Source organism: Nocardioides sp. (assembly GCF_035481145.1).
Taxonomy (GTDB): domain Bacteria; phylum Actinomycetota; class Actinomycetes; order Propionibacteriales; family Nocardioidaceae; genus Nocardioides.
This window is the reverse complement of record NZ_DATIHB010000080.1, coordinates 1-15,239: the sequence shown is the minus strand read 5'-3', so window position 1 is coordinate 15,239 and position 15,239 is coordinate 1. Positions and strand designations below refer to the sequence as shown.

The window sequence follows — 15,239 nt, the reverse complement described above, 5'->3', positions numbered from 1 at the left end:
GGGTAGCCGGGCATCGAGCCGATGAAGCCGTCGATCGCGCTCGTGCGTGCGAGCGTCTCGACGTCGAGGATGTTCTGGGCGAGGAAGAGCGGCTTCTTCAGCTCACGCGTGGGTGCCATCGCCCGGAAGCTGAGCCGTGTGAGGTGACGGGGAACGCCGCCCAGCAGCCCGGTCGGCAGCGTCATCACGTCCGAGCCGAGCACGCGGTCGAGGTAGCGCAGCGGCTGCACCGCGGGGACCAGCCGGTAGTCGATGGGCGTGCCGAAGGCCGTGATCGAGGCGATCGGAAGCGTCGGGTGCGCGGCCGCCGTCAGCAGGCTGCAGGTGCCGCCCAGCGACCAGGCGACGATGTCGACCGGGGCACCACCGTGCTCCTCGGAGACCCGGCGCACGGCGCCCGGGATGATGTCGTCGATGAAGTCCTCGAAACCCATCCGCCGGTCCGCGAACGTCATCTCGCCGTAGTCGACGACGTACGTCGCGCGGCCCTGCGCCACCAGGTGCGCAGCGAGGCTCTGCCCCGGGCGGAGGTCGTAGCAGTTGGTGCCGACGGCCTGCGGCGGCACGAGGAGCACCGGGCGCGCCTTGGTGTGCGGCCGGGCGCTCAGGTAGCGACGCAGCTGCCGGTGCGGCTCGTCCGAGAGCACGTGCTGCGGCAGGCCGGCGTACTGCTCGATGCCCTCGCCGAACGGCGAGATCGCCCACGCGTTGCGCGCGGCCCGCGCGAGCGTCGAGACCAGGGGAGCGGGGGCCTGCTTCGCAGGCACGAGGTCGGTGGTCACTTGCTGGAGTCCCATCGGAGAGCGCCGACCAGCACCATGTGCAGCTGGCGGCGGGCGGTGTCGGCGATCCGGCGCGTCTCGGCGGCGCTGGCCGAACGGCTCAGCTCCTCCGCGCGGATGAGCATCGCGTTGACCAGGAGGTTGGCGAGGATCGCGAGGTCGGACGACGACCAGGCACGGGTGAGCTCGACGTGGGCGAGGTCGGTGGCCAGCTCGCGCTCGACGAGCTGCAGCTGGTGGCGGACCGCCTCGCGCACTGCCGGAGGACCGGCGAGGAGCTCGCGGGCGATGAACCGGAGGTGCTGGTCGCTCTGGCGCGCGTGCGTGACAAGTGCGTCGATGGACTTGTTCGCGATGGAGACGGTGAGCTCCCACTCGGAGGCGGTCGCGTCGTCGGGGATGGTCCGCGCATCGCGGAGCAGCGCGCGAAGCGCGTCGAACGACTCCGTCACCAGGGTGAGCCCGAGCTCGTCGATGCTGGCGAAGTGGCGGTAGAAGGCGGTCGGCACGATGCCGATCTCCTTCGCGACCTGGCGCAGGGAGAGAGCGGCGAGCCCGCCCTCCTCGGCGAGACCGAGCGCGGCGTCGAGGATCGCACGGCGTGTGCGCTCCTTCTGCTCGCTGCGCGAGACCCCTGGCGTCGTCATGGCCGCAGTCTACCGACAGTGAACGCGCGTGCACTGAAGGTGGGCGGCATCACGGTGCTGCGGGTTGACCGAGCCCCGGCGCATTGGTCATAGTTTCAGTGAACAGCCGTTCACCGAAGAAACGGATGTTCACCCAAACTTCGAAAGGAGCCGCCATGTCCCGCATGCAGGTGCTGACCTCGTCCCGGATGGGCCGCCGCTTCCTGGACTCGTCCTTCGCCGCCGCCCTCGCGACTCCGCACGGCGTCGACCGCTACGTCGAGATGGTCGACCCGCTCTGGTCGCGCACGGAGACGCGTGCCGAGGTGACCGACGTCCAGCGCAAGACCGCGGACAGCGTGACCCTCACCGTGCGTCCCAACGCGAACTGGGCCGGCTTCAAGGCCGGCCAGTTCGTCAAGCTCTCCGTCGAGATCGACGGCATCCGCCGTACGCGGTGCTACTCGCCGGCGAACTCGCAGTTCCGACGCGACGGCCTGATCGAGCTCACCATCAAGGTGGACCCGAACGGCCTGGTCTCGCCGTGGCTGCTGGCGAACGCCCAGCCCGGGATGATCGTCCAGATCTCGCCCGCCCAGGGTGAGTTCCACATTCCGCTGCCGCACCCGCGCAGCATCCTGCTGATCAGCGGCGGCTCCGGAATCACGCCGGTCATGTCGATGCTGCGCACCCTGACCGACCGCGCCTACATCGGCAAGGTCACCTTCCTCCACTACGCCTTCACGGAGAACGACGTGATCTACCGCGAGGAGCTGGCGGAGATCGAGGCGAAGTACGAGGGCGTCCGGATCATCCGCGCCTACACGAACGCCGACAACGGTGACCTGCAGGGCTTCTTCTCCAAGGAGCACCTGGTCGCGGCGGACAAGCACTACGCCGAGGCAGAGACGTTCCTCTGCGGGCCGATGCCGCTGATGGACGGCGTCCGCGCCGTCTTCGAGGCCGAGGGCATCTCGGACCGCCTCCACCTGGAGCAGTTCGCCGCTCCGACCCGCACCGTGCCGACCGACGAGGCCACCGGCGAGCTCGTCTTCGCCGCCTCGGAGACGAAGGCCGACAACAACGGCCAGACCATCCTCGAGCAGGCCGAGGGCGCCGGTCTCAACCCGGACTACGGCTGCCGCATCGGCATCTGCAACGCGTGCGTCAGCACCAAGCTCACCGGCATCACGCGCAACGTCCTCACCGGCGAGCTCAACACCGACAACGACGTCAACATCAAGCCGTGCATCTCGGCTCCGTGTGGCGACGTCTCCATCGACCTCTGACCTCTCAGAACACCAACCCCACAAGGAGTTCTCATGAGCACTGCCACCACCCAGAAGACCACCCAGAAGCACAAGCTGAGCCCGGAGCAGATCGAGGCGTTCGGCAAGGAGCTCGACGAGCTGCGTGCGCGCATCGTCGCGGACCTCGGCGAGAAGGACGCGAACTACATCCGCGACATCGTCGACAAGCAGAAGAAGCTCGAGGTCGCCGGCCGCGCCCTGCTGTGGGCCGGCTGGTTCCCCCCGGCCTGGCTCGCGGGCGTCACCGCCCTCTCCCTGTCGAAGATCATCGACAACATGGAGATCGGCCACAACGTGATGCACGGCCAGTACGACTTCATGAACGACCCGCAGTTCACCGCCAAGAACTTCGACTGGGACAACACGATCCACGCCGACAGCTGGCTCTACACGCACAACTACGTGCACCACACCTTCACCAACATCGTCGGCAAGGACCACGACGCCACCGGGTACGGCGTCATGCGGATGACCGAGGAGCAGCCCTGGCACCCGATCTGGCTGCTCAACCCGGTCTTCTGCGGCCTGCTGCAGACGTTCTTCCAGTGGGGTACGGCCCTGCAGGAGTTCGAGTCGGAGAAGTGGTTCAAGGGCGAGCAGACCTGGGCCGACATGGCCCCGGCCCGCAAGCGCTTCATGGAGAAGGCCGGCAAGCAGGCGCTGAAGGACTACGCCCTGTTCCCGCTGCTGTCCGGCCCGGGCGCGCCGTTCACGTTCGTGGGCAACGCCGCCGCCAACCTGGTCCGCAACCTCTGGGCCTCCTCGGTCATCTGGTGCGGTCACTTCCCGGAGGGTGCGGAGACGTTCACCATCGAGGAGACCGAGGACGAGAGCCACGCCGAGTGGTACTACCGCCAGATCCTCGGCTCGGCGAACTTCACCGGCAGCCACTGGGTCGACGTCCTCTCGGGCAACCTGAGCTACCAGATCGAGCACCACCTCTTCCCGGACATCCCGGCGTACCGCTACAAGGAGATCGCGGTCGAGGTGAAGGAGATCTGCCAGCGGTACGGCGTGCGCTACAACGAGGCGCCGATGTACAAGCAGCTCTGGAGCGTCTGGCAGCAGGTCTTCAAGCTCTCGCTCCCGGACAGCACCTACACCAGGGGTCCGCTGGCCGGCCTGCGCGAGATCCTCACCTTCCCGTTCCGGAAGAAGGCGTCCGTGGCGGTCAGCGACGGCCTCCAGGTCGTCGCCGCAGCCTGAGAGCGCGGTCACGTTGCCGTCTGCTGACCGACGCCCGAGACTGAAGCCATGAGCAACCTCAGCAAGGCCGAGATCCGCAAGGACCAGGTGCAGGACTCCATCGAGGCAGCGACCCACGCAGCCGGCCAGGTCTCCAACATCGTGATCACGGCCGTCGGTGACGTGGTGAAGGCGATCGGCGGCTTCGCCACCGACCTCTTCGAGATCCGCGAGGCGGCGCGCAAGGCGCGCACTGACATGGGCGTCGAGAACGACGAGGACCTGGACTGACCCGGGCAGCAACGCGACCGGCCCCGCTTCCGTCTGGGAGGCGGGGCCGTTGTCATGTCCGGCCCGGATCAGTCCTCAGGGTCGTCCAGGCGGGCCAGCCAGGTCGCGAACCGCTCGACGGCGGTCTCGAACTCCGGGTTGATGTCCACGAAGGCCTGGAGCTGGTCGCCCAGCCACTCGAGGGTGACCTCCTCGTCGCCCCGGCGCTTCTGCAGCTCCTCGATGCCACGGTCAGTGAAGTACATGCCGCCATTCTTCCAGCCCGCTGACGCAGGAACGACGAAGCCCCCGACCGCGAGGTCGGGGGCTTCGTCGTCGGTGCTGGATCAGGCGAAGGCCTTGTCGAAGAGGACCTTGGCCTCTTCCTGGTGGCGCTTCACGGTGCCGACCGCGGTCGTGGACGACGCGGGGCGCGTCACGGCCTCGACGGGACGACCGAGCTCGGGCGCGATGTTCAGCGCGAACGTCGGCCACGGACCCTGGTTGAACGGCTCGTCCTGGACCCACTTGACCTTGGCGTTGGGGTACTTCGCGAGCTCGGCCTGGATCTCGGCGGTCGGCCACGGGTAGAGCTGCTCCACGCGGACGATCGCGACGTCGTCGCGCTCGCGCTTCTGGCGCTCGACCACGAGGTCCCAGGTGAGGCGACCGGAGACCAGCAGGACCGTCGACACCTTCGCCGGGTCGGCCGACGCGTCGCCGATGACCGGCTGGAACGAGCCGGAGGTGAAGTCGGCCGGCTGCGAGGCAGCCTCCTTGCGCTTCAGCATCGACTTCGGGGTGAAGACGATGAGCGGCTTGTGCTCGCCACCGAGGGAGTGGCGACGCAGGAGGTGGAAGTACGACGCGGGGCTGGACGGCTGGGCGACGACCATCGAATCCTCGGCACAGAGGGTCAGGAAGCGCTCGATGCGGGCGGAGGAGTGGTCGGCACCCTGGCCCTCGTAGCCGTGGGGGAGGAGCAGGACGACACCCGAGTCCTGGCCCCACTTGGTCTTGCCGGCGGAGATGTACTCGTCGATGACCGACTGCGCGCCGTTGACGAAGTCACCGAACTGGGCCTCCCAGAGGACCAGCGCGTCGGGACGGGCCACGGAGTAGCCGTACTCGAAGCCGAGGGCGGCGTACTCCGACAGCAGCGAGTCGTAGACGAAGAACTTCGCCTGGTCCTCGGTGAGGTTGGACAGCGGCGTCCACTCGTCGGCGTTCGTCCGGTCGATGATCGTCGCGAAGCGCTGCACGAAGGTGCCGCGACGCGAGTCCTGGCCGGCGAGGCGGACCGGGCGGCCCTCCATGAGCAGCGAGCCGAAGGCGAGGATCTCGCCGGTGCCCCAGTCGATGGGGCCCTCGGTGATCGCGGCGGCGCGACGCGTCAGCTGCGGCATCACCTTCGGGTGGACGGTGAAGCCCTCCGGCGGGGTGATGTACGCGTCGGAGATCCGCTTGAGGACCTCGCCCGAGACGGCGGTCGAGCCACCCTCGAGCTTCTCCGGGTAGTCCGGCACGGTGGTCCACTGGTCGGGCTTCGCGTCGGCCTCGCGGACCTCGGTGAAGACCCGCTCCAGCAGCGCCTGGTAGTTGCGCAGGACCTCCTCGGCCTCCTCGATCGTGATGTCGCCACGACCGATGAGGGACTCGGTGTAGAGCTTGCGCACCGAGCGCTTCTGCTCGATCAGGTCGTACATCAGCGGCTGGGTGTACGACGGGTCGTCACCCTCGTTGTGACCGCGGCGGCGGTAGCAGACGAGGTCGATGACGACGTCCTTGTTGAACGCCTGGCGGTACTCGAACGCGAGCCGGGCGACGCGGATGCACGCCTCCGGGTCGTCGCCGTTGACGTGGAAGATCGGCGCCTGGACCATGCGGGCGACGTCGGTGCAGTAGAGCGTCGAGCGCGAGGAGCCGGGCGAGGTGGTGAAGCCGACCTGGTTGTTGATGACCAGGTGGACCGAGCCACCGGTGCGGTAGCCACGCAGCTGCGAGAGGTTGAGCGTCTCGGCGACGACACCCTGGCCCGCGAAGGCCGCGTCACCGTGGACGAGGAGCGGCAGTACGGGGTACTCGTTGCCGCGGTTGAGGACGTCCTGCTTCGCGCGGGCGATGCCGGTGACGACCGGGTCGACCGTCTCGAGGTGCGAGGGGTTCGCCGCGACGGAGACCTTGATCTTGTCGCCGGAGCCGGCGACGAACTCGCCCTCGGCACCGAGGTGGTACTTCACGTCGCCGGAGCCCTGGACCGTGCGCGGGTCGATGTTGCCCTCGAACTCGCGGAAGATCTGGTTGTAGGACTTGCCGACGATGTTGGCGAGCACGTTGAGACGGCCACGGTGGGCCATGCCGATGCAGACCTCGTCGAGCTGCGCCTGGGCGGCGGCCTCCGCGATCTCGTCGATGACGGCGACGGCGGTCTCGCCGCCCTCGAGGGAGAAGCGCTTCTGGCCGACGAACTTGGTCTGCAGGAAGGTCTCGAACGCCTCGGCCTGGTTGAGCTTCTCCAGGATCCGCAGCTGCTCCTCGCGCGACTCCTTGTCGTACGGCTTCTCGACGCGCTCCTGGATCCAGCGGCGCTGCTCCGGGTCCATGATGTGCATGTACTCGATGCCGGTGGTGCGGCAGTACGAGTCGCGCAGGATGCCGAGGATCTGGCGCAGCTTCATGAAGCGGCGGCCCTCGCCGCCGAACGACCCGGTCGCGAACTCGCGGTCGAGGTCCCACAGCGTCAGGCCGTGCTGCTCGATCTCGAGGTCGGGGTGGCTGCGCTGCTTGTACTCCAGCGGGTCGGTGTCGGCCATCAGGTGGCCGCGCACGCGGTAGGCGTGGATCAGCTCGAGGATGCGGGCCTGCTTGGAGATCTCGTCGTCGTGCGAGTGCGAGACGTCGTTGGCCCAGCGGATCGGCTGGTAGGGAATCCGGAGCGAGCGGAAGATCTCGTCGTAGAAACCGTCCTCGCCGAGGAGCAGCTGGTGCACCTTGCGCAGGAACTCGCCCGACTGCGCGCCCTGGATCACGCGGTGGTCGTAGGTCGAGGTCATCGTCATGATGCGCGAGACGGCGTTGCGGGTGATCGTCTCCTCGGAGGCACCCTGGAACTCCGGCGGGAGCTCCATCGAGCCGACGCCGACGATCGCGGCCTGGCCCTGCATCAGGCGCGGGACGGAGTTGTTGGTGCCGAGGCCGCCGACGTTGGTCAGGGAGACCGTGGTGCCCTGGTAGTCGTCCATGCCCAGCTTGTTGTTCTTCGCCTTCTTGACGATCTCCTCGTACGCCGTCCAGAACTGCGCGAAGTCCATGGACTCGCAGCCCTTGATCGACGGGGCGACCAGCTGGCGGGTGCCGTCGGGCTTCTGCTGGTCGATCGCGAGGCCCAGGTTGATGTGGGCGGGGGAGACCATCGTCGGCTTGCCGTCGACGACCGCGTAGGTGTTGTTGTACTCCGGGTAGGCCTTGATCGCCTTGATGATCGCGTAGCCGATCAGGTGCGTGAAGGAGACCTTGCCGCCGCGGGCGCGCTTGAGGTGGTTGTTGATGACCGTGCGGTTGTCCCACAGCAGCTTGACCGGGATGTTGCGGACCGACGTCGCGGTCGGGACCGCGAGCGAGATGTCCATGTTCTTCGCGGTGGCCAGCGGGATGCCCTTGAGCTGCTGGTACGTCGGCTCGTCGTTGGCGGCGGCCGGCGCGGCAGGCTTCGGGTCACGCGGGGCCGGGTTGGTGGTGCCCTTGGCGGGCTCCACGGCCTTGGTGTTGTCGGGGCGCGGCTTGGCGACCGGGATCGGTGCCGTGACCGGCGCCTGGGCGGCCGGAGCTGCAGCAGCCGGGGAGGCAGCCGGAGCGGGGGCTGCGGGCGCCGGGGACGCGGCGGGAGCCGCAGCCGGGGCAGCGGCGGCGGGTGCCGGCGTACCGGATCCGTTGCGCGCAGCGAAGTAACTGGTCCACTCGGGTCCGACGCTCGACGGGTCCTTCTTGTACTGCTCGAACATCTCGTCGACGAGCCATTCGTTGGCTCCGAAGTCGGAGAGTGGGTTGTTCTGTTCGGCCACGGCTAGTTTCGCCTCTTCCGGTGCGGCTCGTTCGGGTTACGACAACGGGAGCAAGGCTAGACCCCCGGTGCATGAAATGGGGCAGGTGGGACGCCGTTTCGGACTGCGGATGGCGCACTCCACACCCCTCACGTCCTCACGTGACGTCAAACCCCTTGCAGGGCAACGAAAAAGGCCCGCATCGCGTCGCGATGCGGGCCGTGCTCGTGGTGCCCCCGGCAGGATTCGAACCTGCGGCACCCGGTACCGGAAACCGGTGCTCTATCCCCTGAGCTACGGAGGCATGCGCTGTGACCAGCGCGATAGCGGACACTACCGGCTGATATCGGTGCGATGGAAACCCGGGGCCGCCGATAGGCTTCCCCGGTGACTCCTGAGCAGCTCTCCGCCACGATCGTCGACGTCCTGCAGGCCCTGGTGGACGACGGCGCCCTCACGCTGCCCGACGGCGTGCCCGCGACCGTCAACGTCGAGCGTCCGCGCCAGAAGGAGCACGGCGACTACGCCACCAACGTCGCCCTGCAGCTGGGCAAGAAGGCCGGCATGAACCCGCGGGCCTTCGCCGACCTGGTCGCTGCGAAGCTGGGGGCGTCCGACGGGGTGAAGCAGGTCGACATCGCCGGCCCGGGCTTCCTCAACATCTTCGTCGAGGCCGGCGCCCAGGGCGAGGTCGCCGCTGCCATCGTCGCGGCGGGTCCGGCGTACGGCCGGCTGGAGACGCTCGCCGGGCAGCGGATCAACGTCGAGTTCATCTCGGCCAACCCGACCGGCCCGCTGCACCTGGGCCACACGCGCTGGGCCGTCCTCGGTGACGCGATCGGTCGCGTGCTCTCGGCAGCCGGCGCGGACGTGACGCGTGAGTTCTACATCAACGACCGCGGCGTGCAGATGAACAACTTCGCCCGCTCGATCATCGCCTCGGCCCTGGGGGAGCCGACGCCGGAGGACGGGTACGCCGGCGGCTACATCGACGACCTCGCGAAGGCCGTCGAGGAGGCGCGTCCGGGCATCTTCCAGCTTGAGGGCGAGGAGCGCGTCGCGGCGGTCCGCGAGGTCGGCTACGCGATCCAGCTCGAGGAGCAGCAGGAGACCCTCGAGCGGTTCAACACGCACTTCGACGTCTGGTTCTCCGAGCTCTCGCTCCACGAGGAGGGCCAGGAGACCGGCGGGGTCCCGCACACGCTGGCGCGCCTCAAGGACCTCGGCCACGTCTACGAGGAGGGCGGCGCGCTCTGGATGCGCACCACCGACTTCGGTGACGACAAGGACCGGGTCCTCATCAAGAGCGACGGCGAGCTGACCTACTTCGCCTCCGACACGGCGTACTACCTCGACAAGCGGGCGCGTGGCTTCGAGCACTGCATCTACCTGCTCGGCGCCGACCACCACGGCTACGTCAACCGCCTGAAGGCGATGGCCTCCTGCGTTGGCGACGACCCGGCGCAGACCCTCGACGTGATGATCGGCCAGCTCGTGAAGATCCTGCGCGACGGCCAGGAGCTCAAGCTCTCCAAGCGGGCCGGCACGATCGTCACCCTCAACGAGCTGGCCGAGGAGATCGGCGTCGACGCGCTGCGCTACTCGCTCGCGCGTTACCCGGCCGACAGCCCGTTGGTGCTCGACGTCGCGGAGATCACCAAGGCCTCCAACGACAACCCGGTCTACTACGTGCAGTACGCCCACGCCCGGACCTGCCGGATGATCGCGAACGCCGCGGACCTGGCGATGTCGCTCGAGGGCGCGGTCGCGGCCTTCGACCCGACCCTGCTCGACCACGAGCGTGACGGCGAGCTGCTGCGTGCCCTCGCCGCCTACCCGGGCGTCGTCGCCACGGCCGCCGAGCTGCGCGAGCCGCACCGGATCGCCCGCTATCTCGAGGACACCGCCTCCGCGTTCAACCGGTGGTACGACACCAAGGAGTGCCGCATGCTCCCGCAGGGTGACGAGCCCGTCGCCCCGGCCAACCTCGCGCGACTCGTCCTGGTCCACGCGATGCAGACCGTGCTGCGCAACGGCCTCGACCTGCTCGGCGTCTCCGCGCCGGAGAGGATGTAAGCCATGGCCCGTCAGGTCCCGCCCGGCGACTTCGCCGGCACGTCTCCCGTCTGGCTCCGCCAGCCCGACGATGCCAACGAGCTGATCCCCCTGCTGTGGTCGAAGACCGCCCGCAAGGACGACGACGGCATCCTCCACGTCGGGGGCGTCGCGGTCCCGGACCTCGTCGCCGACGTCAACACCCCGGCGTACGTGCTGGACGAGGAGGACTTCCGCTCCCGGGCCCGCGCCTTCCGTGACGGCTTCGCCGGCTACGACGTCTACTACGCCGGCAAGGCGTTCCTCTCCGTCGCGGTCGCGAAGTGGGTCGCGGAGGAGGGGCTCTGCCTCGACGTCTGCTCCGATGGCGAGCTCTCCGTCGCGCTGCGCGCAGGCATCGACCCGGCGCGGATCGGCTACCACGGCAACAACAAGACCCCCATGGAGCTGCGGCGCGCGGTGGCAGCGGGTGTCGGGCGGATCATCGTCGACTCCACCGACGAGATCGACCGGCTCGCCTCGATCGCCGCCGAGCTGATCTCGACGGGCGCGCTCTCCGGGCCGCAGGGCGTCATGGTGCGGGTGACCGCAGGTGTCGAGGCACACACGCACGAGTTCATCGCGACCGCCCACGAGGACCAGAAGTTCGGCTTCTCGATCTCCTCGGGGTCGGCCTTCGACGCGGCGTCACGCGTGGCGGCGGCCGAGGCACTCCACCTCGACGGCCTGCACAGCCACATCGGCTCGCAGATCTTCGACACCTCGGGCTGGGAGGTCGCAGCGCGCCGGGTCCTCGCCCTCCACGCACGCATCGCCACCGAGTTGGGCCACGTCATGCCCGAGATGGACCTCGGTGGCGGCTTCGGCATCGCCTACACGACCCAGGACGACCCGGCCGACCCCGCCGACCTCGCCGCGCAGATCACGAAGATCGTCACGGGGGAGTGCTCCGCGCTCGGCATCGCCGTCCCGCACCTCTCCATCGAGCCGGGCCGCGCGATCGTCGGCTCCTCGATGTGCACCGTCTACACCGTCGGCACGGTGAAGCAGGTCGCGCTCGACGGTGGTGCGTCGCGCACCTACGTCTCCGTCGACGGCGGCATGAGCGACAACATCCGCCCGGCCCTGTACGACGCGGACTACTCCTGCTCGCTCGTCTCGCGCCGCTCGGACGCCGCGCCCGTGCTGGCGCGGGTGGTGGGCAAGCACTGCGAGTCGGGCGACATCGTGGTCAAGCACGAGTTCCTGCCCGGCGACATCGCTCCGGGAGACCTCCTCGCCGTGCCCGGCACCGGGGCCTACGGTCGCTCGATGGCGTCCAACTACAACCACGCGCTGCGCCCGCCGGTGGTCGCCGTCCGCGACGGTCAGGCGCGCGTGATCGTGCGTCGCGAGACCGAGGACGACCTGCTCGCGAGCGACCTCGGCTGACACCCTGATCCCTGCCCTCTCGCGGGCCCTCCGGGGACTGGGATGTGGGCGAGGGACCCGGCGTACGGCCGATAGGCTGGGACCATGCGTCCGCTCAAGGTTGCCGTCCTCGGCTGTGGCTCCGTCGGTTCGCAGGTGGTCCGCCTGCTCCAGGAGCAGTCCGACGACCTCGCGGCGCGGATCGGCGCGCCCGTCGAGCTCGCCGGCGTGGCTGTCCGCCGCCTCGACGCCCCCCGTGAGGTGGAGGTGCCGGAGGCGCTGCTGACCACCGACGCGATCGGCCTGGTCACGCGCGGCGACATCGACCTGGTGGTCGAGGTCATCGGGGGCATCGAGCCCGCCCGCACCCTCATCCTGGCCGCGCTCGACAACGGCGCCTCCGTGGTCACCGCCAACAAGGCGCTGCTGGCTGAGGATGGTCCGACGCTCTACGAGGCGGCCGACAAGGCGGGTCGCGACCTCTACTTCGAGGCTGCTGTCGCCGGCGCCATCCCGATCCTCCGGCCGCTGCGCGAGTCGCTCGCCGGTGACAAGGTCACCCGCGTGCTGGGCATCGTCAACGGCACCACCAACTTCATCCTCGACAAGATGGACACCTCGGGTGCCGGCTTCGCCGACGCGCTCTCCGAGGCCCAGGCGCTGGGTTACGCCGAGGCCGACCCGACCGCCGACGTCGAGGGCTTCGACGCCGCTGCGAAGGCCGCGATCCTGGCCTCGCTGGCGTTCCACACCCGGGTCACCGCCGCCGACGTGCACCGCGAGGGCATCTCCGACGTCACCGCCGCCGACGTCGCCTCCGCCCGTGACATGGGGTCGGTCGTCAAGCTGCTGGCGATCTGCGAGCTGCGCGACGGAGCCGTCTCCGCGCGCGTCCACCCGGCGATGATCCCCGCGTCGCATCCGCTGGCCTCCGTGCGGGGTGCCTACAACGCGGTCTTCGTCGAGTCCGAGGCCGCCGGCCAGCTGATGTTCTACGGCCCGGGCGCCGGCGGTTCGCCGACCGCCTCCGCCGTCCTCGGTGACCTCGTCACCATCGCCCGCAACAAGCTCGCGGGCACGCGCGGCGCCGGCGAGTCGGCGTACGCCGCTCGTGAGCTGCTGTCGATGGGCGACACCGTCACGAGCTACCACGTGCAGCTCGATGTCGATGACCGTGCGGGCGTGCTCGCCGCGGTCGCCACCGCCTTCGCCGACCAGGGCGTGTCGATCCAGACCGTCCGCCAGGAGGGCCGCGGGGCAGACGCGCAGCTCGTCGTCGTCTCGCACCCCGCGACCGACGCGCAGCTGGCCGCGACGGTCGAGCACCTCCGCAACATGGACATCGTGCGCGACGTCACCTCGGTGATGCGCGTGGAAGGAGCCGAGTGATGGCCCACCAGTGGAAGGGCGTGATCGAGGAGTACCGCGAGCTCCTCGACATCCCTCAGGACACCCCCGCCGTCACCCTCCGTGAGGGTGGCACGCCGCTGGTCCACTCGGCCTGGCTCTCCGGTGTCACCGGCGGCGAGGTCTGGCTCAAGGTCGAGGGCGACAACCCGACCGGCTCGTTCAAGGACCGTGGCATGACCGTGGCCCTCTCGGTCGCTGTCCACCAGGGTGCGAAGGCGGTCGTCTGCGCCTCCACCGGCAACACCTCCGCCGCCATGGCGGCCTACGCGGCCAAGGCCGGTGTGACCCCCGTGGTCCTGGTCCCGGAGGGCAAGATCGCCGCGGGCAAGATGGCCCAGGCCGTGCTCCACGGCTCGCTCGTCATCCAGGTCCGCGGCAACTTCGACGACTGCCTGCGCATGGCGCGCGAGATGGCGGAGAAGTACCCCGTCGCACTGGTCAACTCGGTCAACCCGCACCGCCTCGAGGGGCAGAAGACCGCGGCGTTCGAGGTCGTCGACTTCCTCGGCGACGCTCCCGACTACCACCTGCTGCCGGTTGGCAACGCCGGCAACATCTCGGCGTACTGGCTCGGCTACACGCAGTACGAGGCGGCCGGCAAGGCCACCAAGCGTCCGGTGATGCGCGGCTTCCAGGCGGCGGGCGCCGCGCCGCTCGTCCTCGGCCACCCGGTCGACGACCCGGAGACGCTCGCCACCGCGATCCGCATCGGCAACCCCGCGTCGTGGGACCTCGCGATGAACGCGGTCAAGGAGTCCGAGGGTCGCTTCGACTCGCGCACCGACGAGCAGATCCTCGCCGCGCAGCGCGCACTCGCCGCCCACGACGGCGTCTTCGTCGAGCCGGCCTCGGCGGCCGGTGTCGCCGGTCTCCTCGGTGAGCTCGAGGCGGGGGAGTCCTACGCGGGCAAGACCGTCGTGATCACCGTGACTGGTCACGGCCTCAAGGACACCGTCACCGCGCTCGCCGGGTTCGGCAGCGTCGTCGACACGGTAGTCGACGCCGACGTCGATGCGGCTGCCGCAGCGGCTGGTCTCTGAGCGATGGCGCTCGTCGACTCGGTCGTCCGCGTCAGCGTCCCCGCCACCTCGGCCAATCTCGGCCCGGGCTTCGATGCGCTCGGGCTGGCGCTCTCGATGCGTGACCGGCTGACCGCGCAGGTGCTTCCGTCGGGCCTGGAGGTTGCGGTCAGCGGGGTCGGCGCCGACTCGGTGCCGCGCGACGCCTCGCACCTCGTCGTGCGGTGCATCAACCGCGCGCTGGAGGAGCTCGGTGAAGACCCGCTCGGAGTCGACGGCTCGGCGCTCGGACTCCGTCTGACCTGCGAGAACGTGATCCCGCACGCCCGTGGACTGGGATCGTCGTCGGCCGCCATCGTCGCGGGTCTCGCGCTCGGCCGTGGCCTCGTCGTGGGTGGCTCGATGCTGATGTCCGACGACCGGCTCTTCGAGCTCGCCGCCGGGATCGAGGGGCACCCCGACAACGTCGCCCCCGCGGCGTACGGCGGTTTCGTGATCGCGGGCCATGAGGACGAGGCGTTCTACGCCGTCTCCTCGCCGGTCGATCCCGCGATCTCCGCCGTCGCCTTCGTGCCGTCGACCCCGGTCGAGACGAAGGTCGCGCGCGGCCTCCTGCCCGCGACCGTGCCGCACGCCGAGGCTGCGGCCAACGCCGGCCGCGCCGCGCTGCTGGTCGCTGCGCTGGCGGGCCAGCCGGCCCAGCTGCTCAACGGCACCCGTGACTGGCTCCATCAGGAGTACCGCGAGCCGGCCATGCCGGACTCGCTCGCGCTCGTTCGGGCGCTGCGTGCCCACGGCCTCGCCGCGATCATCTCTGGCGCCGGACCGACAGTGCTGGCGTTCGCCACCTCGCGCGCGGAGCGTCAGGCACTCGTCGCCCGTACGCCGGACGGCTGGGTCTCCTACCCGCTCGACGTCGACCACGAGGGCGTCGTCGTCAGCTGACCCGACTCGTCGGGGCCAGCGAGATGCGCGCCCCGAGCTCGATCATGACCTCCCACGTGAGGGGTCGTCACGCCTCGTGCGAACCGGTGACCGGTCCCCAGTCCGCATGTGCGAAGCGGTGGTCGGTGCCTGAGACCACGCGCGACACGGCTCGGTTGACGACCGCCGGTGTTACTGTGTCGAGGCG

The 15,239-nt window shown here is 69.5% G+C and carries 12 protein-coding genes and 1 tRNA gene; 8 read left to right on the top strand and 5 right to left on the bottom strand.

Translation table 11 applies throughout. The features are described from left to right. Both VLF38_RS07030 and VLF38_RS07025 read right to left on the bottom strand, forming a co-directional pair. Positions 1–797: alpha/beta fold hydrolase (locus VLF38_RS07030; protein WP_325270566.1), on the bottom strand; the 797-nt coding region annotated here is incomplete at its 3' end. Further along, a complete protein-coding gene (locus VLF38_RS07025) occupies positions 779–1,429 on the bottom strand; it encodes a TetR family transcriptional regulator (protein WP_325270565.1) in 651 nt (216 codons plus the stop codon). The genes VLF38_RS07030 and VLF38_RS07025, both read right to left, overlap by 19 nt. A 155-nt stretch (positions 1,430–1,584) precedes the next feature. Here VLF38_RS07025 and VLF38_RS07020 point away from each other — a divergent pair, with 155 nt between their 5' ends. The 3 genes from VLF38_RS07020 to VLF38_RS07010 are packed head-to-tail and all read left to right on the top strand — an operon-like array spanning position 1,585 to position 4,194. Beyond that, the gene (locus VLF38_RS07020; protein WP_325270564.1) at positions 1,585–2,697 is read left to right on the top strand and encodes a ferredoxin reductase; all 1,113 of its coding nucleotides are present in this window, start codon (positions 1,585–1,587) and stop codon (positions 2,695–2,697) included. A 33-nt stretch (positions 2,698–2,730) separates the two neighbouring features. Continuing rightward, on the top strand, positions 2,731–3,924 hold the full coding sequence (locus VLF38_RS07015) for an acyl-CoA desaturase (RefSeq protein ID WP_325270563.1): 1,194 nt from the start codon (positions 2,731–2,733) through the stop codon (positions 3,922–3,924). Positions 3,925–3,972: 48 nt separating this feature from the next. Then, positions 3,973–4,194, top strand: coding sequence for a hypothetical protein (locus VLF38_RS07010; protein ID WP_325270562.1), 222 nt, complete (start codon positions 3,973–3,975; stop codon positions 4,192–4,194). A 68-nt stretch (positions 4,195–4,262) separates the two neighbouring features. On the opposite strand, the gene VLF38_RS07005 is transcribed toward VLF38_RS07010, so the two are convergent. The 3 genes from VLF38_RS07005 to VLF38_RS06995 form a co-directional block, all read right to left on the bottom strand. Further along, a complete protein-coding gene (locus tag VLF38_RS07005; protein WP_181322100.1) occupies positions 4,263–4,439 on the bottom strand; it encodes a DUF6104 family protein in 177 nt (58 codons plus the stop codon). Between the two features lie 81 nt (positions 4,440–4,520). Continuing rightward, a complete protein-coding gene (locus tag VLF38_RS07000; protein ID WP_325270561.1) occupies positions 4,521–8,234 on the bottom strand; it encodes a multifunctional oxoglutarate decarboxylase/oxoglutarate dehydrogenase thiamine pyrophosphate-binding subunit/dihydrolipoyllysine-residue succinyltransferase subunit in 3,714 nt (1,237 codons plus the stop codon). Between the two features lie 207 nt (positions 8,235–8,441). Further along, positions 8,442–8,517 (bottom strand) — tRNA-Arg (locus tag VLF38_RS06995). Positions 8,518–8,600: 83 nt separating this feature from the next. On the opposite strand from VLF38_RS06995, the gene argS reads away from it, so the two are divergent. The 5 genes from argS to thrB all read left to right on the top strand — a co-directional run bounded on the left by argS (position 8,601) and on the right by thrB (position 15,052). Next, complete coding sequence (gene argS / locus VLF38_RS06990) at positions 8,601–10,289, top strand: arginine--tRNA ligase (protein ID WP_325270560.1); 1,689 nt, start codon at positions 8,601–8,603, stop codon at positions 10,287–10,289. 3 nt (positions 10,290–10,292) lie between these two features. Next, positions 10,293–11,699, top strand: coding sequence for a diaminopimelate decarboxylase (lysA, locus tag VLF38_RS06985; protein WP_325270559.1), 1,407 nt, complete (start codon positions 10,293–10,295; stop codon positions 11,697–11,699). A gap of 84 nt (positions 11,700–11,783) precedes the next feature. Continuing rightward, positions 11,784–13,067, top strand: a complete 1,284-nt coding sequence (locus tag VLF38_RS06980; RefSeq protein ID WP_325270558.1) for a homoserine dehydrogenase — start codon at positions 11,784–11,786, stop codon at positions 13,065–13,067. Then, positions 13,067–14,128: a threonine synthase gene (gene thrC / locus VLF38_RS06975; protein WP_325270557.1), complete on the top strand. Its 1,062-nt coding sequence runs from the start codon at positions 13,067–13,069 to the stop codon at positions 14,126–14,128. Before VLF38_RS06980 ends, thrC begins: the two co-directional genes overlap by 1 nt. A 3-nt stretch (positions 14,129–14,131) precedes the next feature. Continuing rightward, positions 14,132–15,052, top strand: a complete 921-nt coding sequence (gene thrB, locus VLF38_RS06970; RefSeq protein WP_325270556.1) for a homoserine kinase — start codon at positions 14,132–14,134, stop codon at positions 15,050–15,052. Positions 15,053–15,239 lie beyond the last annotated feature (187 nt).

What these genes read in the sequence shown, in the direction of transcription:
- thrB (WP_325270556.1), top strand. Translation starts at nt 14,132, where the DNA reads ATGGCGCTCGTCGACTCGGTCGTCCGCGTCAGCGTCCCCGCCACCTCG.
- VLF38_RS07020 (WP_325270564.1), top strand. Translation starts at nt 1,585, where the DNA reads ATGTCCCGCATGCAGGTGCTGACCTCGTCCCGGATGGGCCGCCGCTTC.
- VLF38_RS07015 (WP_325270563.1), top strand. Translation starts at nt 2,731, where the DNA reads ATGAGCACTGCCACCACCCAGAAGACCACCCAGAAGCACAAGCTGAGC.
- VLF38_RS07010 (WP_325270562.1), top strand. Translation starts at nt 3,973, where the DNA reads ATGAGCAACCTCAGCAAGGCCGAGATCCGCAAGGACCAGGTGCAGGAC.
- VLF38_RS07025 (WP_325270565.1), bottom strand. Translation starts at nt 1,429, where the DNA reads ATGACGACGCCAGGGGTCTCGCGCAGCGAGCAGAAGGAGCGCACACGC.
- lysA (WP_325270559.1), top strand. Translation starts at nt 10,293, where the DNA reads ATGGCCCGTCAGGTCCCGCCCGGCGACTTCGCCGGCACGTCTCCCGTC.
- VLF38_RS07005 (WP_181322100.1), bottom strand. Translation starts at nt 4,439, where the DNA reads ATGTACTTCACTGACCGTGGCATCGAGGAGCTGCAGAAGCGCCGGGGC.
- thrC (WP_325270557.1), top strand. Translation starts at nt 13,067, where the DNA reads ATGGCCCACCAGTGGAAGGGCGTGATCGAGGAGTACCGCGAGCTCCTC.
- VLF38_RS06980 (WP_325270558.1), top strand. Translation starts at nt 11,784, where the DNA reads ATGCGTCCGCTCAAGGTTGCCGTCCTCGGCTGTGGCTCCGTCGGTTCG.